We start from the raw sequence: 21,178 nt of genomic DNA, 5'->3' as shown, positions 1-21,178 counted from the left end.
CCGATTTCCCTCTTGCTTCCTGCAGAAAAAAAGTTATCGAATGTGTTTGTGTTCTCCCGAAAGTGTGGTAAGATAATACGTGTAGGTAAACCCTGTTTTATCGAATATAGCAAGAATTGTTGAGGCCGAAAAAGAAGCCTGGAGACCCCCTGTGTCTCCAGGCTTCTTTTTGTCATTTTTTCCTCACTTGGAAACTTTGTATAGATTGTTAGTCCTATATCCTTCTATTGCCAAATTCACGTATACTGGACGTATCAAAAGAAGTAAGGAGTTTTTCCATGTCTTTGAAACGCAAATTGCTCTCCGGCGCAGCCGCCATCGCCCTGTTCAGCACGACATTCCTGCAGGCGGAAGCAGCCTCAGTCTCACAAGGTGTCTATCATTCGAAGCAGTCGGTGACCGTGAACGGCTATCCGCAGACGGTGAACCAGCTGAACGTGAACCTTGCACAACCCTATACGACGGTGGATATCGGGCTGAATACGCCGATCAACAAACTCGCGACCGTCACATCGCTCGCCACTGCCCATACGCAAGTCAATCACCATGTCGTCGGCGCGGTCAATGCATCCCTGTTCCATTTCAAGAATGGGCTGCCGAGTTACTTGCTGACGAAAGACGGCCAAGTGCAGCATATCGGCGCTGTTTCCACGAATTACAATGACTTCATGCATACACCGGCGGCTTTCGGGATGACGAAGGACAACCGGGGGAAGATCGGTACATATACGCTTTCACCGACAATCGAGCATAACGGGAAGTCGGTCGTCATGACGTCGCTCAACCGGGAACGCAGTGACAACGAAAGCATCCTTTACACGTCCAGCTGGCCGTATGAACGGACCCGGACGAATTCAACCGGTCTCGAGGTCGTCGTCACGACTTCCAAATCAGCGGAAGGCGGCATGGCGCTTGGTGAGAAAGTGACCGGTACCGTAACAGGCATCCGCCCGTTCGGTCAGACGACAGCCGCTTCCGTCCCGACTGGCGGCAAAGGGTTCGTCCTCTCCGCTCACGGCAAGGAAGTGGACAAGATCCGCGATATGAAGAAAGGCGATACCGTATCAATCTCGTATTCGGTCGACAAGGAGTGGAATGACGCCAAGTTCATGCTCGCCTCGGGGCCGCTTCTCGTGCAGAACGGCAAAGTGGATATGACCATCGACCCGAACAGTGAGAAAGCAAGGCAGCGAACCGCCCGTACAGCAGTCGCCACGGATAAGACAGGACAGTATGTCTACTTGGTGACTGCAGATTCCGGATTACGCGGCACCAGCTCCGGCATGACAATGGCGGAGTTCGCGAAGCATCTCGTATCGATCGGTGCATACAATGCGCTCAACCTGGACGGCGGCGGTTCGACGACAATGGTGACCCGCAAACCGGGCAACACCTATCCGACGCTCGCCAACCGCCCTTCAGGTTCGACCGAACGTTCCGTAGCCGCGATCCTGGAAGCGGTCAGCACTGCTCCATACGGACAGGCGGCCACCATCTCAGCGAGTCAGGCACAAGCCGGACAAGTCGGGATCGGCGCATCCGTCAGCTTCAAAGTGACCGCGGCGCTCGATCAGTACTTGAATGTCCGGACGATCGACCAGAGCAAGGTCGAACTGCTCGCTGTCTCGAACGGCATCGGCCGGATCGCCGATAACCGCTTCATCGGCGAGAAAGCAGGCAGCGGCACCGTCACTGTCGGGTATGAAAATGCGAAAGTGGATGTACCGGTCACTGTGACGGACAAGATCGATGAAATCGTCCTGTCCCCTTCAGCAATCATCGCCGGCACAGGTGAGTCCGTCGCCATCCAGGCTTCCGGCAAATCGAAGGACCAGGCTGTCATCTTCAATCCCGATGCGATCACGCTGACCGCTTCCGGCAATATCGGTAAGTTGGACGGCAAGACGTTCATCGCAGGCGGGAAGGAAGGGACCGGCACGATCACGGCCACATACGGCCGTACAGTCAAGACCGTCCAGGTGAGGGTCACCGACAAGCCGGTTTCGCTCAGTACGTTCGAAACGGCTGCCGGACTGACGGCCACAGGTATCCGGGCAGGTGCTTCCCTTTCCCTTGAGAAGTCGATCCAGGCCCACGAAGGAAAGTCGTCGATCCGTCTCAATTATGATTTCACCGCGAACAAGGACGATATTTCTGCAGCTTACCTGAACTGGACAGGCGGCCTGCCGCTTGCGTCCAAACCGAAATCTCTCGGCATCTGGGTATACGGGGACGGCAATGAGCACTGGCTGCGCGGTTCATTGCGTGACGCGAACGGCAAGGAAGTCGTCGTGAACTTCACACCGGAGGACGGCCAGGACTGGACCGGCTGGAAGTATGTCACAGCCGATATCCCTGCTGCCACCCCTGCACCTTATACGCTCGATAAAATCTACGTGGCTGAACGTTCTGCCGCGAAAAAAGATAAAGGCTTCCTCCTCTTCGATCAGCTGCAGGCCATCTATACAGCTGCACCTGGCAAGGAACGCGCTTTCCAGCCGTCTGCAGGCGTACGCACAGAAGCGGCGGATAAGACATTCACCGTGAAGTTCACACAGCCGATGGACAAAAAGTTCCTCACGAACCGTTATGTTTACGCCGAAGATGAATTCGGCGTCCGGCAGGCAGTCCGGGTCGCCCCTTCCGCAGACGGCCGCAGCGTCTCCGTACAGGCCCCGGCTGCCGGCTATGGCAAAGGGAAGAACTACCGCCTCGTCGTCACGCATTTCGCGAAGAACGCACAAGGCGTCTCCATGGTGAAAGACAGCTATACCGAATTCAAAGTGAATTGACAGTACCCCTGCAGCCGCCTTGGCTGCAGGGGTTTCATTTTCCCGAAATGCCGTCCGGACGCATGGATATGCTACAATGGATGAATGATCCTACCCGGAAGAAAGAGGTGCCTCCCAGTGAAATTCACGTTCAGCTTGAAATCTTTCCTCGCGATGGGGTACGCGCTCATCTGGTTCCCGGTGCTCGTCATCGGCATCGAGGCGTTCCTGCTCGGCTCCTTCGAGGAAGCGACGCTCTGGAGCCAGGAGCGGATGGGCGCTTATCTGCTGAATGTCCTCATCGTCTATGCCCTGTTCCTGCTGCTGCTCGGACTCATCAACCGGTTCGTCATCAGTTTCTTGCTGGCGAATGTCATCGCGGTCCTGCTCGCGGTGTTCAGTTATTTCAAATTCAGCTTCCTCGGAGAGAACCTGTACCCGTGGGATCTGCTGCTGTACAATAACGTCTTCAATCTGCTGCCGAACATCTACAAGGAAGCGAATGTCGGAACCGGCCTTGCTGCGATTGTCATCGTACTGGCTGCGCTCATCGGGCTGTTCATCTACATGCTGAGGAAACGGCCGAAACCGATCATGCGGCTGCCGTGGTGGGTGCGGATCCTCCACATAGCCTTCGGAGCGGTCTGGCTGTCTGCATTCATCTTCTACCGGGCGTTCCCGGGGATGGAGCAGCTGCTGAAAGACGCAGAGGTTTCCAACATCACCTTCAATCAGGAGCGGAATTACAAGGAGAATGGATTCTACGGCGCGTTCGTGCTCAACATGCAGAGCGCCATCGTCCTTGCGCCGAGCGGTTACAGCAAGTCTGCAATCGAGGGGATCACGGACCGGCTGAAGAAGGAGGCCGCTGAAAACGGAACGGGGACGGCCGATGGCAAGAAGCCGAACATCATTTTCGTGATGAATGAATCGTTCTGGGATCCGACGCTGCTTGAGAAGATCCAATTCGACCCCGATCCGATGCCGTTCATCCGTGATCATCAGACAGGATGGCTGCTTTCACCGACGTTCGGCGGCGGGACGAGCAACGTCGAGTTCGAAGTGCTTACCGGTTTTTCGAACACGTTCCTGCCTGTCGGCTCCGTGCCGTACCAGCAATACGTCAAGGAAGACCAGCCCGCTGCGATGCCGAACTACCTGAAAGGGCTCGGCTACCGGACGCTTGCGATCCACCCGTATGCCAATTGGTTCTGGAACCGGGAAACGGTGTACCAGCATTTCGGGTTCGATGAATTCCTCGACGACAAGTCGTTCAAGGATCCGATCTACAAGGGGCCGTTCATCTCCGATGAGCAAGTGACGAAAACGATCATCGAACGGACGGAAGCGTCGGACGACCCGATGTTCATCTACGCGGTGACGATGCAGAACCATACGGGCTATGCCGAGGACAAATACGAGTCGTTCGACGTGAAGACGACCGTCCCCGCAGGTATAGATGACGTCTACAACGTGCTGCTGCGCTCGTATACACAGGGTGTCTATGATGCCGACAAAGCGCTCCAGCAGCTGATCGAGCACTATCAGGATTCCGATGAACCGACAGCCGTCGTGTTCTTCGGGGATCATCTGCCGGCGATCGGTCAGGATTACCGGCTGTATAAAATCGCGGATTACGTCCCGCGCGGCGCCGGCGAAAGCCAATGGGGGCTGGAAGACTTCGAGAAGACGCGGTCGACCCCGCTGCTCATGTGGAACAACTTCGATGCGCCGATCCCTGAGATCGACCGTCTGAGCCCGAACCAGCTCGGCCCAGCAGTGTTTAAAATGGCCGGTATTGAACAGCCGCTCTATTACGGGTTGCTGGAGAAGTTCAGTTCGAAGCTGCCCGCCTTGACGCGCGAGCTGAAAATCGACGCGGACGGCAGATTGCACCGCGAGACGCCGGAAGATGCGAAAAAGCTGAGCAAGGAATACCAGCTGCTGCAGTATGACCTGCTGTTTGGTAAGCGGTATGGCGAAGAGGCTGTAAAGTGAATGGAATGAATTTAATTGAAAAACCGCCAGTGACCCGGGAAGTGAATGGGGTTGCTGGCGGTTTTTTTGGTTGTGTGGCTGAGGATGCGGCCGGGCGGTACTGGCGGCACGGGTTTATGAGCGTTTTTCGGGCTTTATGAGCGTTTTTCATGATTTATGAGCGTTTTTCCACTTTTATGAGCGCTTTTCATGATTTATGAGCGTTTTCCCAGTTTTATGAGCGTTTTTCACGATTTATGAGCGTTTTCTCAGTTTTATGAGCGCTTTTCACGTTTTATGAGCGCTTTCCCGAATTTATGAGCACATCTCCACTAACCCGTACACTCACACCCCGGCTCACTTCACCGCTTTCAGTTCAGACACGGTCTGGCCGTTCTTATCGAGAACCTTCACCAGGCCGATCCCTTTGACATAATAGTTTTTATAACCGGTCGATGTCGTCACTTCCACGGCATTTGCGAACGTCTGATACTTCGTGACAACCGTTTTGTGAACGGCGGTATACGTGCTTTTTTCCTGATAATAACTCCAGGACTTGCCTGTCTCGATCGGATACAGCAGCTCCACATAGTAGTCGGACTGCAGCAGGCCGGTCGCGAATCCCTGGTAGCTTTCATCCTCCACAAAAAACTCGGTTTCGCCGGTCTTCACGTCCTTTTCCTGCCAGACGAACCCGAGACGGGATCCGTTCACTTTCGTGTTGCTGTTCACATACGTCAGCAGACGGTCGCCGTTCGGCCCGGTATACGTATACTGCTTCGTCTTATTGTGGGCGAAACTATCGGCGATCGCCGCGCGCTGCTTGAATTCTGCTGACAGCCCGCGTGCAAGGAATGCGGAGAACTGCTCACGTGAAACGGTGCCTGTCGGCTGATATGTGCCATTTGGATAACCGGCTGTGATGCCCGCGGCTGAGATCTTGCGGATGGACTCGGAAGCCCTCATGTTCGGCCCGACGTCCGCGAACAGGAACCGGGAATTGAACTGCAGATCGAAGGCACGGTCGAGGATGGCCGCCATGTCGCCGCGGGAAATAAAGGCGTCCGGCTTGTAAGTCCCGTCCGGATAACCGCTCAGGATCCCCTCTTTGACCGCCGAAGCGATATAACCGCTCGCCGATTGGTTTTTGCCGATGTCTTTGAATGTCGTCGCACGCTTCGTCCCGTCCAGCTTCAGCATACGGCCGATGAAGATGGCGGCTTCAGCGCGCGTCACATTCTTCTTCGGCTGGAACTTGCCGTCCGGGTAGCCGGAGATGATGGACTGGCCGGTCAGGTACTGCACTTCATCATGGAAGCGGCTGGAACCCGGCACGTCCGGGAATGATATTGCGGCTGCGACTGGCTGGACAGCGAGACCGGCTGAAAATGCCAGAGCTGCCGAAAACATCGCTAATCGTTTCATAGTTTCATTCCTCCTCGAAATAAGTACTACCAGTATAGCAAACTTTTCCGGGAATATAAAAAGCACCGGGATTCCACCCGGTGCCTGCATACATTATTGGATTGCCTTCAATTCCCTTGCCGTTTTGCCGGAAGTATCGATGGATTTCACCACACCGATACCTTTTACATAGTAATTCTTCCAGCCTTTCTCGGTCACTTCGACGGCGTTAGTGAAAGTTTTATAAGGTGTTTTCACCGTCTTATTAACACCGGTTATCTTCGCGATGTCCTGATCCGCCGGTCCATTCTGCCAAGTTTTCCCTAACTTCACTGGATACACCAAGTCACGATAGTATTCGGAGAATGGATAAGCTGTTACAAGCATCGTAGACGTTTCTTCGATATTAATATAGCTTACTTCTTTTGTCGCTGGTCTTTCCAGCACCCAGAAAAACCCTGTATAGCTATACTCAACAAATTGTCCCTTAGTCTTTTTGTATTCCATTGTCATGTCACCCTGCGGTGTGCCGAACGTATACTTTTTTGTCATGTTAGGCATGTAGGTGCTGCTCGAGACGGTACGTTGTTTATATACCGGACTCAGACCGCGCGCCAGGAAAGCGGAAAACTGTTCGCGAGTTACAGTTCCGTTCGGACGGAACGTGGAGTCCGCATAACCTGTTGTTATGAAATCACCAGCGATATTACGGATTGCGTGGTAGGCTTTCATATTGGAACTGATATCTTTGTATTCTTGGACCGAACCAGTTTCAAGCCCGAATGCACGGCTCAGTATGATGGCCATGTCGCCGCGGGAGATGGATTGGTTCGGGCGGAAAGTGCCGTCGGCGAATCCGCTGATGATGCCTTTTTCAGTGGCAGAAGCGATGTAGCCGCTTGCCCCGTTCTGGGCGGGTACGTCTTTGAATTTCGTTGCGCGCTTCGTGCCGTTCAGCTCGAATGTGCGGCCGATCATGATGGCAGCTTCTCCCCGGGTAACGTTTTTCTTCGGCTGGAAGCTGCCGTTCGAATACCCGCTGATGATATTCTTGCCGACCAAGTATTGGATTTCGTCATGGAACCGGTTCGTCGTTGGGACGTCCGGGAAGCTGGCAGCTGCGGCGGCTGGCTGTACGGCGAGCATGACAGCACAGGCAGTGGCGGCGGCCCAAGTGAGCAGTCGTTTCATTTGTTGTCCTCCTTTGAACTTTTTGTAATCTAATTGTAACTATCCGCTTCCTGAATTACCAACTATTCTATGTAAATATGTGAGAGTTCGCACTTTTTACACGGATAACTTAGGATACAGACAGACGAAAGCACCACCCGTTCCGCGTCCGGTCGGGGCGGTGCTTCTTTTGAAGATTGTCCTCTTGCTCTAAGGCCGATCTGATCAGGAGCAGCCTTCTCTGTTTGTTATCGTACTGCCCATCTGCGTAGCGCAAATCCAGCAATCGCTGTCAGCGCGGCCAGCAGGGTGAGGCTCAATGCGTCAAGCATGCCTCCTGTTTTCGGCAGCATCGGGATGACTGAGGAAGCTGAGACACTGTCGCGGTCTACAGCATTCCAGGAAGAACCTGAATCCGTCTGGCTGATGGCAGGCATCATATTCTCCTGTTCCGAACCTTGGTTCTGGGTTTCGCCGGATGGAGTGCCTGCAGAATTTCCTGACGAGTTTCCGTCTTGTCCTTCTGGATTGTCAGAACCGCCTTCAGGCAATGTCGTGCCATTGCTTCCGTCGTTCGGATTGGATGGGTCGTTCTCTGTTCCATCCGGATTTCCTTCATTCCCGTTCGCGCCGTCATCCGGGTTCCCTTCCGGATCGGTTACACCGTCTTCCGGATTTGTGACTCCATCGTCCGGATTCCCTTCCGGATTGGTGGTGCCGTCATCGGGTGTTCCGGGATTTTCTCCAGGGGGAGTGACATTGTCATCTGAGTCCCCAGGTTTTTCTGACGGGGGGACCGGGGTATTATCTGAATCATCGTCTTCTGTTCCTTCGGGATCGGTCGTCCCATTGTCACCGTCAGAAGGACCGTTTCCGTCTTCGTCCGGAACAGGGGTGCCGCCATTGTCTTCACCCGGTCCTGGAGCAGGAGTTTCCGGCTTTGCTGCAGCGGCCGGCGTGAAAGTCGATTTCGTCAGCAGATCAAGATCGATCGCTCCTAGGATCGGAAGGTCGACGGTGATCATTCCGACTCCTTCTTTTTTGGCGGTCCCTTCTTCTGTCGTCTGTTCTTTTTTACCGATCAGATTGATGGACGTATTGCCAAGAAGTTTGTCCAGCGGAGCCAGCTGCAAAAGCCCGCTGTTGCTTTTCGATCCATCTTCGGTTTTCGAGCTGTGTTTGTCGAGAACACCGAGGTGCAGGCCGCCGAGTCCGAGGACATTGTCGATGATGACATCCACAACACCGCGGTCTGATGAACTGGAACCGTCTGCATTCTCTGCTTTGTGGTTATCGAGCACACCGACATGTGCATTGTTCACCACATCGCCGAGCACGTTGTCGATATCAACGTTTGCGACACCTTCATCTTTTGTGGAGGAACCGTCGGCATTATTAGCTTCATGCTTATCGAGCACACCGACATGTGCGTCGTTCACCAAATCGCCGAGCACGTTGTCGATATCAACGTCCAGGACGCTTTCATCTTTCGTAGAGCTGCCGTCCGTGTTTTCAGCTGTATGGTGATCGAGTACCCCAATGTTTGCGTCTTTCACCACAACGCCGAGCACTTTGTCGGCATTTACGTTTGCGATGCCTTCATCTTTCGTGTATGAACCGTCTGCGTTCACCGCTTCGTGTTTATCCAAAACACCGACGTGAGTATCATCGAGAATTGGGGAGTCGTCGACAGTCACTTCGACAACAGACTGGTTCCGTTCAGCCGATCCATCTGCATTCGTCACCGATTGCTCTTCAGCGACACCTGCGTGAGTATCGCCGAGCAGTGGGGAATCCTTCAGATCTGCCTGCACGACCCCTTTACTGTCCGTCGTGCTGCCCTCCGTTTCACTCGTCTTTTCCGTCACCGCGTCGACTGTCGTCTTGCCGGCGACCGGCAGTTTGTCAGCTTCCACGGAAACGAGGGATTTCTTCGCTTCTTCACCTGAATCGGAAGAAGAGGATTGCTTCGTCACCACGTCTGCCTGGACTTCGTTCGTCACGACAGTGTCCGCATTGACCGAAACAACGGATTTCTTCTGCTCTCCTTCTTTGTTCACAACAGGCGCCACTTCAGCCTGTACGTTCTTCACAATGCCCTCGCTCACCTGTACATTGACGAGTGACTTATCCTCCGGTTCTTTCGGAGTTTTAGGGATTTGCACTTTCACATCCCCGACGATCGGAACTTTATCCAGCTGAATGTCCAATACTTTCGTCTCTTCAGTTGGTGTATCGGTTCCTTCTGCTCCGTCATTTGCTGAACCGGCTGCGGGCATCATTACAAATAGTGATCCTGCGAAAGCGGTCATCCCTACGAGTTTTGTCCAATTCTTTTTCATGATTGAATCTCTCCTTTTTTATCGTTTTGTATTACACGTATAAAAAAGGAGATGACTGGGGTGGTTGTCCGGGTGGTGAATGGACCCATTGCAGTGTCCCTATGATGTCTTCCACATACCATTTCTGGCGGATATTATCGACCGCGATCTGCCAGTCGTCAGCTGGGATCGCATGAACGCCACCTCCTGCAGATACCGACACTGATGGCGTAATGCTGACGGAAGATGAACCTGTCACCCATTCGACCGCGGGCTTCCATTTTGCCGAGGTTTCCGGTTTCAGCGGAACTGCAGCTGTTGTCACTTCATCAGACTGCACAACGCGCTCTTCTGCTTTTACTGCCTGCCCGGAACTCTCCATGGAGAATGACTCAGCAAGCGGCAGAACCTGATCAGCTGCGGCATCGGTATTGTAATCACGCGATTGTTCAACGTCCGTGCGGCTGTCAGCTGTTTCTGTACCTTCAACCGATGATACAGCGTTGTTGGTCGCGTCGGCTGCTGGTGCTTTCTGAGGCTTTTCGAGCGGGATGGCAGGAATGATCTCTTCCGCCTTTTCATCTGCTCCGGGCGATTCAGGGAGAACCGGTTTGCCTGTTTCTGGAGCTTCCGGCTTTACCGGTCTTCCGTTTTGCGGCTTCTCATCCGGTTTCACCGTTGGAGGCTCAGCCGGGGTTGACGGCTGATCCGGTTTTGCCGGCTGATCCGGTTTCCCTGGTACAGACGGCGCCGGAGCACCTTCTTCAGCAGACGGTTCGTCCGGGCGGACAGTCGGCTTTTCAGCAGACGGCTTCTTCAGCGGCTTGGTCACGGTTTCGACTACCGTCCCGACCGTTTCATCCGCCGTTTCTGTCACCTTTCCTGTCAGGTCCGTCACCGTTGCAGTCGTTTTGTCAACGACAGGCGTGACGACAGGCACTTTCGGGAGCGGCTTCGTCACCTTGACCGCCTCTTCCGTCACTTTCTGGACAGTCTCGGTCGTTTTTTCAACGACAGGGACCGTGCTTTCCACAGTTTCCCCGACAAAGTTCGTCGTGTTTTCCACGATCTCCTTGACCGGACGTTTGCCTGATGGCTTCGTCACTGTCTTGACCGTATCTTCCGTGAACTTAGCAGTCCGGTCCACCGTGTCTCCGGTGAACTTTACCGTCTCTTCGACGAGCTGCCCCGTGGAAGTCAGCGTTTCATCGACCGTACTTTTCACTTGGTTCAGCAGACCGCCGACGAGACCTCTCCGTTCCTTAGCAGGTTCCGTTTCCTTCCCATCATCCGCCAAAACGGCTCCCGGCAGACAAAACAGAAGTAAACTAGTACATAAGACTGCAAATGCGTTTCTCACATGTTCACCTCCTCTTACTTATCGAATCGAAGTTTAGTTTTCTAAACTCCCGTATTCCGGCCTCTACCCACCGCATATCCATTTAAACATTTCACTTTCGTAAAATTATCACTCAACTCTGACATGACAGTCTTTACATTGTAAATAAATATTTACACTCAGGTAACAATCCAGATAGTTTTCTGCGTTTCTTTTTACTTACAATGAAAAGCAGGAAATTTGCTAGTTCAAAATGACCAAATCTATGGTACTATCAAATTAACAGTTACTTCTTATAATGAAGGAGGATACCTTTCATGTTCTGCAAACATTGCGGCACTCAAAACGATACGGATTCAAAATTCTGCTCCAGTTGCGGGAAACCGACAAAGTCAGCGCCCGCCAAATGGGTACTGCCGGTCGTCCTCACCTGTATTTTGCTGCTGGCTGGTTCCGCAGCCGGCATCGGCTACGCCACCGATTGGGATTTCAGCAGACTTCTGAAAGTATCAGACTCCCGCTCAACCGAATCGGATCCGCCTGCACTGGCGGAAGAGCAGCAGAAACTTCCGGTGACAGCCCAGCAGAGCCCGGCCAAACAGGGAAAACAGCAAAATCCGGCAAAAGAGAAAGAGAAGACAGAGGTGATCAAAGAATCCCTGCCCCGGGTGTTCACCATCTTCACACGCGACGGACTCGGTTCCGGTTTTCTCTATAAGAAAGGCGGACTTATCGTCACGAATGCACACGTCGTCGCCGGCTACACGGATGTAGTCGTCCGCAACTCCGACGGGAAAGACGCTGCCGGAAAAGTGATCGGGATTTCGGATAAATACGACGTCGCCCTGATCCGGTCGTCCGCGTATGCCCAGCTTCCTCCTCTCATCAGCGAAACGGAGGAATCCCCGATCGGGACGGAAGTGATCGCTCTCGGCAGTCCGCAAGGCTTTGAGAATTCCGCATCCGTCGGCTACTTGACCGGTCTGAACCGCGACATGGAACTCAATTTCATCTACGAAAAGATTTATCAGATCGACGCGCAGATCGACCAAGGCAGCAGCGGCGGCCCTCTGCTCGATGCGAAAACAGGGAAAGTCATCGGCATCAATTCACTGCTGTACAAAGAGAATAATACGTTCGGTTTCTCCATTCCGATGCACAGCGTGCTCAGTCTGATCAACCAATGGGCGGCTTCGCCGATGAGCGAAACAGCGGTCGCTTCCCTGTTCGGCGTCTATGACAGCTATACGGCAAGCTCAAACTCTGACAGCGGCCATGAGTATGACGACGACTATACGGATTTCTATGATGATTCCTATGAAGACGGCTATGGGAATGACAGCGAGGACTCCGGCAGCGATGATTCCTACTCGTACGACAGCGGGTTCAGCGAGGATGAACTCTACAACTTCCTCTCCGGTTTCCGCATGGACTATGAGAATTCGTTAGTGTACAAGGAAGGGTTCTCCGCCATCGCCGGCTACTTGCTGCCGGGTACGCCGACTGCCGGCGCATTTGAGAAGTTTGTGGATGAAGTCGCTGCCGACGATCGGATGTATGAGTTCTACGACAGTGAGATACTGGATATCGATATCCAGGAAGACCGTGCACTCCTGACGATGTATTTGTCCTACTCGGTGGCGGACAGCAAAGGGGAACAGAATTTCTTCGAGAAACGGAAGGTGTATACGATCATCACTGACGACTTCGGCTATTACCAGATCAGCAATGTCGTTGATCTGTGAATCAAAAAAGAGAGTCCGGCACGCAGTTCAGCTGCATGCCGGACTCTCTTTTTCATGAAGACGGATCGACCCGCTCGGCCATTACAATCAGCCGGTGTTTGTCACTGTTCTTCGGGTAGCAGGTGACGAGCGACAGTTTCGCTTTCCCTGATTCCCGTGCTATCGCTTCTACTTGTTCCGGATCGACGATCTGGATATCGTACACTTCATAGGTCTGTTCCTCAGCCGGTGTTTCAAAGGCGAACCTGCTGCCGGTCTCCAGCTCATCGAGCCGGTTGAAGAACTCTCCGAATACGTGCGACTGATGGCCGGCGATGGCGTAGCTGCCGTCCTGCTCACCCGGCTCATCCATATTCGGGATGGCCCCGAAGCCCTGGTCCAGTATTTCCGGTGTCGCTCCATAGGCGACGGGTACGCGGATATCGATCTGCGGGATGGAAAGCACCCCTTCGATATCCCCGAGTTCCTTGTTGCCGGCCGCAGCCGCTTCGCCGGGCTGGGCGGCTCCGGATTGGTCAGCCTTCAGCCGCTCACCGGCTTCCGCTTTCAAGCTGGCGAACGCTTCCAGCTGTTCATTCCGTTTGTTATCCACTTGTCTGCTGCCTGCGAATTGCCAGATGAGCAGCCCGATGCCCGCCACTAACAGGAAATTCCCCATCCATCGTGCCGTTTTCTTCATTAATGCTATCCCTCCTTGTCACTGCACCGATCGTTTCCTTCGTGAAAACCAGTTTAGCGAAACGCCTGCAGAGATGAGCATAAGGCTCACATAGAGAAGTTCTGTCTTCCCGAGAGGACCGCCCGTTTTCGGAAGCCGGTCCAGGCCATTACGGGATGTGTCCCTTCCCGAATTCGGCATACCGAGCGTGCCGTTTGAACGGGATGGGCTGATGGCTGTTCCGTTCTGCCCGCCGCGGTTCGGGCCGCTTCCGCTATTTCCAACAGTTCCATTCACTCCTTGCTCTGTTCGGCTGCTGTCCGTGTCCAGGTCAACAGTTCCGGACGGCTTCGCGGGGAATGCAGGAGAAATCGTCTCGATCTCGATATCCGTTTCGATGATTGGACCGCCCGCACTCGCAGTCGAGACAGTGTCTCCCTCTGCATGTGCGTCAGCGTTTTGGTCGACCTGACCTTCAGGTTGACCAGCTGCCGTGTCTTCGTCAGGCTCTGGATCGGGTTCGGGTTCTTCAGCCGAATCGGAGATCGTCTCTTGTTCCTCAACTGCTGCAGCAACGTCTTCTGATTCAGTGAACGCTGTTTCATCCTCCGATCCGTGCTCGATTGGCCCGCTCTCCGATTCTTCTGCCAAAGTTCCGGCTGCAGGAAGGTCCTCTTCCTTCATGGGATGCTCTGTCCCGTCTTCTGCCGTGTCTTCGTCTGCAGGTTCCGCTGCCGATTCCTGGCATGCCGGATACACACCTTCTTCCGCCGTCTCTCCTGTGCTGTCTGAAACTTGCTCATCTGAAAGTATCATACCCTCAGGTGCTGCCTCTGTTGATAAATTATCCTCCGCCGACGGTTCGGGTTCCGGCTCGGCCAGTGCTGCATCTGGCTCAATGAGAACTAACTCCTCATCCGACACCGCTTCCCCGTCTTCCGGGAATCCTATGACCTCCTCCAGATCGGCGGTTTCATCCGTTTCGAACTGGCAGTCAATCAGTTCCTCCAATTCAACTGCCGGCCCCATACTTTCCGTTTCAGCAGCCGCCGCCGTGCCAGCCCCGTACAGTCCTAGCACACCGGCAATCAGTACAATTCTCCCTTTTCCCACACATTTCCGCCCCCATATCGATCAGTCGTAGTATCCGTCGTATTCCCTGAATCGCCTTCTCGTAATCTGTTATTCTGATAAAAGAAAAACCCCCTGTCAGCCGCTTCGCGGATGGCAGGAGGAGATTCGCCGATCATATCCATCCGAAGACGGAATACGGATGTTTTTCATTCTTTCATTTATAACAGACGACTTGGTTCTTCCCGCCATTCTTCGCTTTGTAGAGCGCGATGTCCGCTTTGTGATACAGCATGGAATAGTCGGTGATCCGCCCGTTCTGGCTCTCCGCCACGCCGATACTCAGCGTCAGCGGGACATATTCCCCGTTGCACTCGAGACGGATTGCCGTTACAGCGTCGAGCATCCTGCGGGCTGTCCTGCAGGCGTCCTGGAAAGTGATGTCCCGGAGGATGGCGACGAATTCATCACCGCCGATGCGCCCCGTCCTGTCGTTTTTACGCAGAAGGGAGCTGCACGTCGCGGCCACTTTCCGGATGACCTGGTCGCCGAACGGATGGCCGTAGGTGTCATTGACCTTTTTCAGGTTGTCGATGTCGAATGCGATGCAGACGATGTTCTGCATTGTCTCGGTTGGATCAGCGAGCCATTTCCTGGCGGTGTCCTCGAGAGCCCGGCGGCTAGCGACCCCTGTCAGGAAATCGGTATTCGCCTGCTTTTCCAGCTCCCGCAGTTTCACTTTCATTTCGAGTTTCATCGCTTCGTTCGAAATTTCCTGACGCTGCAGATCTTCCAGCAGCCCGATGTACTTCTGCTGGATGGTGAATCCCCGGCCGAAATCGCCTGTCTTCCCGCACAGACGGATCTGCTGCTGCAAGATCTGTTTCAGCTGCTGATGATCCTGAAAGGTCTGTGCCCGCTCTGCTGCCTGCTCCAGGCTCGCAAGTGATTCCTCCGTCTTCCCCTGCTCCAGCTGGATATCCGCCAGCAGCCGCCAGCTTTGGACGACTTCCGCATCATATGACGGGAGCAGCGGGTCCCTCATCACCGTTTCCAGAAGTCCTTCCGCCGCTGAGAAGTCTCCGAGCCCCATGCAGGCCCGCGCGGAAGCGAGTGTCGCTTTCAGGACGAGGTACGGGCAATAAGGGTCTTCGAGTGCTGCAATCCGTGCTCCCCGCTTGGCGGCCTCGAGAGCTTCCGCATATTCCCCGAGCTGGCAGAGTACGAAGCTCAGCTCACTGCTGTTCTCGCTGACCAGCCTCCGGTTCTCCAGCTGTTCCGCAAGCTCGATGCCCGTTTCCAGGACATGGCGTGCCCGGCCGTAATTGCCCGTGTACGCGTACAGCAGGTGGAAAATATGGTAGGAATACATATAGTCTTCCTTCGTCCCGTGGTTCTCACAAAGGATTGCGTGCTGTTCTATATAATGGAACGCATCTTTCGTATCTCCCAGTTTGTAGAAGCATAGCGCAAAACTGGCGTAGGCCTCCATCTGCAGCTGCCGGTCCCCTGCGTCCGTCGCCGCCTGCAGCAGCTGATAGCACGGTTCGATCACCTCTCCGTATTTCCCTTGGATTTGCAGCGACTGGATAGTCTGTTGTAGGTTGTATACTCTCTCGCGCATCACAATGGTCTCCTATACTTATCGATTTGATTACAGGTATGTACCCAAAGAACCATAACCATAAACCTGTTCATCGATACTATAGACTCACTACAGAGATGAATAAACCGTTCATTCCGCTTCTTTCATCCCACCATCGGTTCCGATCATCGCTTCCCACATGAGCTCGTGGACGTGCTGCAAATGCTCGTCCACGTTATCCGCGGTCACGAACACTCCGAAATCAGCCGGCACTTCCGCCGTGTCCGGATGCTGGATCCGTTTCGCGATCAGCGTCCCGATCTCCGGATAGAAATGGTGGCCGTCCTGGTAATTCGTGATGTCATTCGTGATGGTATTCGGATACATGAAGTTCCAGACGCCGCCGTATACGGAGACGAGGTCGCGGATCCATCGTTCGTAATCTTCGTAGAGCCCCGTGCTGACGAGTGAAGCGAACAGCGCCGTCGAGATCGGTGTCGTGTAGACCGTCAATTCCCCTGGCTGCGCTGCTTCTTTGATTTTTTCGAGGATCATCGGGTAGTCCTTGTAATACGTGTAGTTGCTTCCATAGAACTCCTCTTCGAACCGCTCGATCTTCAGGCTCGTGCTTTCATCGACTTCCTGTTTCGTCAGTTTCTTCGCGAATGCCTCCCCTTTACGGTTGTACATCCGTTCTTCGTCGATCGTGTCCGTCGCCGAATTCAGGAAGTTCTGGATCGAGATGTCGAGCGAGTCGAGTGACAGCAGGTTTTTCGTCCGGTAGAACGGCTGCGCGATCTTCTTTTCGTAATTGGCGAGAGAACGCGGAGCCCCCGCTTCCTTTTCGCTCGATTTGAAGAAATCGGCGCCCATCAGATATCGTTTCAGGCCTGGGAGCTGGGACTGGCTGTACAGCATGATGCTGTGCACTTCTCGGATCGACATGTTGGCGACCGAGAAATTGAAGACATCCCAATCCTCGAAAGCGGACGGGTGGATGTAAGTCGACCGGCTGCTGCCGATCAGCAGTGTATCGTAGTCGTGACGCCCGTAATGGAGCATCGCGATTTTCTGTTCGCGCTCGTTCGTCACTTTCTGGACGCTGTTGTACGCATTTGCATGACCGTAATGCCAGAGCGGGTCGATCCAGTAATTGAAGCCCGCCGTGATGGCTGCCATGACGAGAAATACGGCAACCGTCACGCGGGAGAATTTTTTATCCGACAGAAGAATCACCTTCCTTGCCAATTGTTTCCGTCTGCGTTGTGTTAAAAGTTGAAATACAGGAATTCACTGACGCGCTGCAGCTGCATGGCGCTGTAATAGAGCAGCATGATGACGAACACCGTAAGGAGCGGCGTCCGCTTCTCCGTTTCCATGATCTGCACCGAGTTTTTCGCGAACAGCGCAATCCCGAGTCCGATCGCCAAATAGAACGCAAGCGTCCCGAGTGACACATTGAAGACTGAGAATACGCCTGTCAGATGAAGGCCTTCGAAGCCGAACATCGCCTTGAACACTTGCATGGCAACGGTCATGTCCGGCGCCCGGAAGATGACGAATGCAAAGTGGACGAACAGGAAAGTGACGGCCCATGCCCACAGTTTCGGCAGCCTGCCGCCGGAACGCTTCCAGATTCGGGCGATCACACTTGCAAGACCATGCAGGATCCCCCAAATTACGAACGTCCACCCGGCCCCGTGCCAGAACCCGCTGATCAGGAAGATGATGAAGATGTTGACGTAGGTGCGCGGGACGCCTTTACGGCTTCCGCCGAGCGGGATGTAAATGTACTTTGTCAGGAACCCGGACAGCGTAATGTGCCAGCGCCGCCAAAAGTCCTGGATGTCAAGCGCCTTGTACGGCGAATTGAAGTTGATCGGCAGGCGGATGTTGAAGAACAGCGCCAGTCCGATCGCCATATCCGAATATCCGCTGAAGTCGAAATAGAGCTGCAGCGTATACGACAGTGATGTCACCCAGCCGCTGATCATCGTCAATGTATCGACGGAGCCGTAACCGCTGTTGGCATAGGCGGCGAATGTGTCCGCGATGGCGACTTTCTTGAAGAGCCCGACCGCGAAGATTACCAGTCCCTTCGCAATGTTTTCATAGTTCACCCGGTACGTTTTCCGGTCGCTGAACTGCGGCATCATGTCGCCGTGGTGGACGATTGGACCCGCGATGAGCTGAGGGAAGAACGAGACGAACAGCCCGTAGTTCAGGAAGTTGTATTCGTTCGTCTCCAACCGATACGAATCGACTAAATACGCAATCTGCTGGAATGTATAGAAACTGATGGCGAGCGGCAGAAGCACCTGGATCAGTTCGATGTCCGTTCCGAAGAGCAAATTCATATTTTCCGCAAAGAAATCACGGTACTTGAAGTAGCCGAGCAATGCGACGTTGAACAGGATGCCGACTGTCAGGATGAGTTTCCGGGTCGGCAGCCATTTGTTTCTGCCGAGGAAGACGCCGATGATATAGTTTACGATCATCGAGCCGACGATCAGCGGCAGATACGCCGGGTTCCAGTACGCATAGAAGAAGAGCGAAGCGAGCAGGAGCCACGTTTTAGCAAACGGCGGCGCCGCTTTTCCGATCAGGAAGAACCCTGCCCAGACAATCGGCAGAAACAGAAAGATGAATTCGAATGAATTGAAAATCATAAGGTACCCCGCAAATTTATTAGTTGGTGGATGCTGTGTTGAAGTATACCATAAGCAGGCTTTTGTCCGGTACCTATTCCCGAAATCAGCCATGCCCGATCCGGCCGCCGTCTCCTTCCCTTATTTTCTGACAATCTTTTTCTAAATCCATCCAAAAACATGTGTCTGATATGATACACTGGTTGGTAGATTCGTAGTAACGTCTGTGGAAAAATAATAGATAAAAAGGAATGTTGCATGTGATTTCAAAGAAATACCGATCCGTTCTCCGGATGGGTCTGTTCGTCTGTCTGCTTCTCTGCGCCGGCCAATCCGGTGTTCACGCGGCTGCTCCGGCGCCGTTCGTCACGTTGTCCAAATCGACCGGAGGTTACGCCGTGGAAGGCGGCCAGCTGACCGGAACCGCGACGTTCATGGCGAATGTCCCCTATGAGCTAGCCGCGCAGGACGAGCGCTACGCCTATCTGACGTTCGGCAATGACAAGCTTGCCGTGCCCGTCCATCTGATTCAGCCGGCTGCTGCTCCGGCGAAATCCGGCGCGCTGCCGAAAGGACGGACGACAATGATCACGCAGCAGCGGGTGTCGGTTGCAAGTGCACTGAAAGGCGGTTTCCGGCTCGGATACGTCAATCCGGGACAGCGGATGCCCGTGCTTTCACAGACGAAAACGCATATCGAAGTGGACTTCGGCGGCAGAAGAGGGTTCATCCCGAAGACGATGGCCAAAGCCGATCCGGGTGTACCGGTCCTGATGTATCATCATATAGTAGAGAAGCGGGCCGCCACGCCGTTCGCGCAGAACAATATGGTGATCGACTATGCGCCGTTCCTGCAGCAGATGGATTATCTGAAGAAGAATGGCTGGAAAACGATCGCGCCTGAAGACTTGGACAACTGGCTCGCCTTGCGCAAGAACCTGACGGACAAGACGGTGCTGCTGACGTTCGACGACGGACTGCTGTCCCTCCAGAGATACGCCTACCCGGTGCTGTCTGAGCGTGGATTCAAAGCAACAGCCTTCCTGATCACTTCACGCATCAAGCAACAGGCGCAAAATTGGGATGATCAGGCCTTCCAGTATGTCGGCCTGAAGGAGATCCGCGAGACAGCGGACGTATTCACTTTCCAGCACCATACGCACGGAATGCACTTGCGGCGACCTGCAACACGCGAACCGTTCCTGACGACTTCCACAGCTGATGAGATCAAGGACGATATCGCACTCGGGCGTTTCCAAGTGTCGAAAGCGTGGAACATGCAGGATCCGAACATCCGGTACCTCGCCTATCCGTTCGGCCAGTTCAACACGGTGAGCAAAAACGCGATCGCCGCCTCCGGTATCCGGATGGCCTTCACGACAAATCCGGGCAACGTCAAACTCGGCGACAACCGGTATGAACTGAAACGGCAGGGCATCTCCCCTGCCCACTCACTCAAGGATTTCGAGAAGAAACTGTACGGCGCTTACTGAATATGGAGAGAGGCAGCGGTCCTTCGCGGGCGGCTGCCTTTTTGTGCTTCCATTCACGACGGGCGATCCGGCAGGCAGAGCAGGTTTCCGGCATGCCGTTCGGGGGTATTTCATCTGTAATCAAAGCAAAGCGGAAACCAATTGGAGGCGTTCACCTATGGAAAGAGGCAAACGATTCATCGGAATGTATGGGACGGAGGCGGAGCTGCTGTCTGCTGTGCAGGAACTGAAGACGAAAGGGTACGATGACAGCCAGATTTTCGTCGTCGCGAAAAGCGAGGATGACGTCAAGATGCTCCAGCGCCGGACAGACGCGGAAATCCAGACGACACACGAATCTCTCGTCGATAAATTCATGGACTTCATGACCGGCGAAGACCGGGTGCGCAGCCTGATGGACGAACTCGGCTTCAGCGATAACGAACGCGCGGGGTTCTACCAGGATGTCAATGACGGCAGCATACTGCTGTATGTGGAAGAGGAAACAGGAGGAACGGGACGGCACAAGGAAACCGGTGTCCGCAGCGGTGTGACCGAAGTATACGGCGACCCGGCGAAAGACGGGGCGGAGACATGGGTCGCACCGCCCGGAGACGGCGTTAACCGGCCGTCGGAACAGCCTGCGTTCGGGGACACCACCCCTGCCGTTGAACAGGGACGCTCCGAACGCCTCCATTCCGAAGAGACGCGGATGGCCTATCCTGAATACAGTTCAGCGGCCGATGATACGTTGACGAATGGGATGGAAATCACGGACTTCGCCGGCGAACTCGGCAGGGATCCGGACGAACAGCGCCGCCGTGAAGAGTTCCAGGAATCCGTGAACACGGATCCCGGACTGGAGGAACAGCCGATGCGCGGCGACTTCTTCTATGAACGCGGCGAAGGTCCGGACGACAGTAAAAAACTCTGATAATCTAAAACCAGGCAAGGGAAAATGTATTCCCTGCCTGGTTTTCCATGCTGACCACCGGAAAATGTACATAATTCGCCTCA

The 21,178-nt window shown here is 54.1% G+C and carries 14 protein-coding genes; 5 read left to right on the top strand and 9 right to left on the bottom strand.

Going from position 1 to position 21,178, the window contains the following annotated elements; all coding sequences use genetic code 11:
• Positions 1–278 precede the first annotated feature (278 nt).
• On the top strand, positions 279–2,792 hold the full coding sequence (locus NFU03_RS09060; protein WP_251638024.1) for a phosphodiester glycosidase family protein: 2,514 nt from the start codon (positions 279–281) through the stop codon (positions 2,790–2,792).
• 117 nt (positions 2,793–2,909) lie between these two features.
• Positions 2,910–4,769: an LTA synthase family protein gene (locus NFU03_RS09055; protein WP_251638021.1), complete on the top strand. Its 1,860-nt coding sequence runs from the start codon at positions 2,910–2,912 to the stop codon at positions 4,767–4,769.
• Positions 4,770–5,105: 336 nt separating this feature from the next.
• Here NFU03_RS09055 and NFU03_RS09050 read toward each other — a convergent pair whose 3' ends face one another.
• The 4 genes from NFU03_RS09050 to NFU03_RS09035 form a co-directional block, all read right to left on the bottom strand.
• Positions 5,106–6,173, bottom strand: a complete 1,068-nt coding sequence (locus tag NFU03_RS09050; protein WP_251638019.1) for an S-layer homology domain-containing protein — start codon at positions 6,171–6,173, stop codon at positions 5,106–5,108.
• A gap of 93 nt (positions 6,174–6,266) precedes the next feature.
• The gene (locus NFU03_RS09045; RefSeq protein WP_251638017.1) at positions 6,267–7,343 is read right to left on the bottom strand and encodes an S-layer homology domain-containing protein; all 1,077 of its coding nucleotides are present in this window, start codon (positions 7,341–7,343) and stop codon (positions 6,267–6,269) included.
• 227 nt (positions 7,344–7,570) lie between these two features.
• Positions 7,571–9,664 (bottom strand): ICP22 family protein, encoded by a 2,094-nt coding sequence (locus tag NFU03_RS09040; RefSeq protein WP_251638015.1) that lies wholly within the window; start codon positions 9,662–9,664, stop codon positions 7,571–7,573.
• Positions 9,665–9,695: 31 nt separating this feature from the next.
• The gene (locus NFU03_RS09035) at positions 9,696–11,003 is read right to left on the bottom strand and encodes a hypothetical protein (protein ID WP_251638013.1); all 1,308 of its coding nucleotides are present in this window, start codon (positions 11,001–11,003) and stop codon (positions 9,696–9,698) included.
• 296 nt (positions 11,004–11,299) lie between these two features.
• Here NFU03_RS09035 and NFU03_RS09030 point away from each other — a divergent pair, with 296 nt between their 5' ends.
• Positions 11,300–12,727, top strand: coding sequence for a trypsin-like peptidase domain-containing protein (locus tag NFU03_RS09030; protein ID WP_251638012.1), 1,428 nt, complete (start codon positions 11,300–11,302; stop codon positions 12,725–12,727).
• A gap of 52 nt (positions 12,728–12,779) precedes the next feature.
• On the opposite strand, the gene NFU03_RS09025 is transcribed toward NFU03_RS09030, so the two are convergent.
• From NFU03_RS09025 to NFU03_RS09005, 5 genes are all read right to left on the bottom strand, one after another.
• The gene (locus tag NFU03_RS09025) at positions 12,780–13,406 is read right to left on the bottom strand and encodes a class D sortase (RefSeq protein WP_251638011.1); all 627 of its coding nucleotides are present in this window, start codon (positions 13,404–13,406) and stop codon (positions 12,780–12,782) included.
• Positions 13,407–13,424: 18 nt separating this feature from the next.
• On the bottom strand, positions 13,425–14,498 hold the full coding sequence (locus NFU03_RS09020) for a hypothetical protein (protein WP_251638010.1): 1,074 nt from the start codon (positions 14,496–14,498) through the stop codon (positions 13,425–13,427).
• Between the two features lie 175 nt (positions 14,499–14,673).
• Entirely contained in the window at positions 14,674–16,080 is a 1,407-nt protein-coding gene (locus tag NFU03_RS09015; protein ID WP_251638009.1) for a sensor domain-containing diguanylate cyclase, read from the bottom strand.
• 111 nt (positions 16,081–16,191) lie between these two features.
• Complete coding sequence (locus NFU03_RS09010) at positions 16,192–17,289, bottom strand: hypothetical protein (RefSeq protein ID WP_251638008.1); 1,098 nt, start codon at positions 17,287–17,289, stop codon at positions 16,192–16,194.
• Between the two features lie 20 nt (positions 17,290–17,309).
• Positions 17,310–18,710, bottom strand: a complete 1,401-nt coding sequence (locus NFU03_RS09005; protein ID WP_251638007.1) for an MBOAT family O-acyltransferase — start codon at positions 18,708–18,710, stop codon at positions 17,310–17,312.
• Positions 18,711–18,949: 239 nt separating this feature from the next.
• On the opposite strand from NFU03_RS09005, the gene NFU03_RS09000 reads away from it, so the two are divergent.
• A complete protein-coding gene (locus NFU03_RS09000; RefSeq protein WP_251638005.1) occupies positions 18,950–20,182 on the top strand; it encodes a polysaccharide deacetylase family protein in 1,233 nt (410 codons plus the stop codon).
• A gap of 157 nt (positions 20,183–20,339) precedes the next feature.
• Positions 20,340–21,095 carry a YflT domain-containing protein gene (locus NFU03_RS08995; protein WP_251638004.1) on the top strand — a complete coding sequence of 252 codons (756 nt, stop codon included), beginning with the start codon at positions 20,340–20,342 and terminating at the stop codon, positions 21,093–21,095.
• Positions 21,096–21,178 lie beyond the last annotated feature (83 nt).

The sequence above is a fragment of the Sporosarcina sp. NCCP-2716 genome, assembly GCF_023707985.1.
Lineage (GTDB): Bacteria > Bacillota > Bacilli > Bacillales_A > Planococcaceae > Sporosarcina.
Note: the sequence above shows the minus strand (reverse complement) of the source record. Positions and strands in the feature narration are given on the sequence as shown.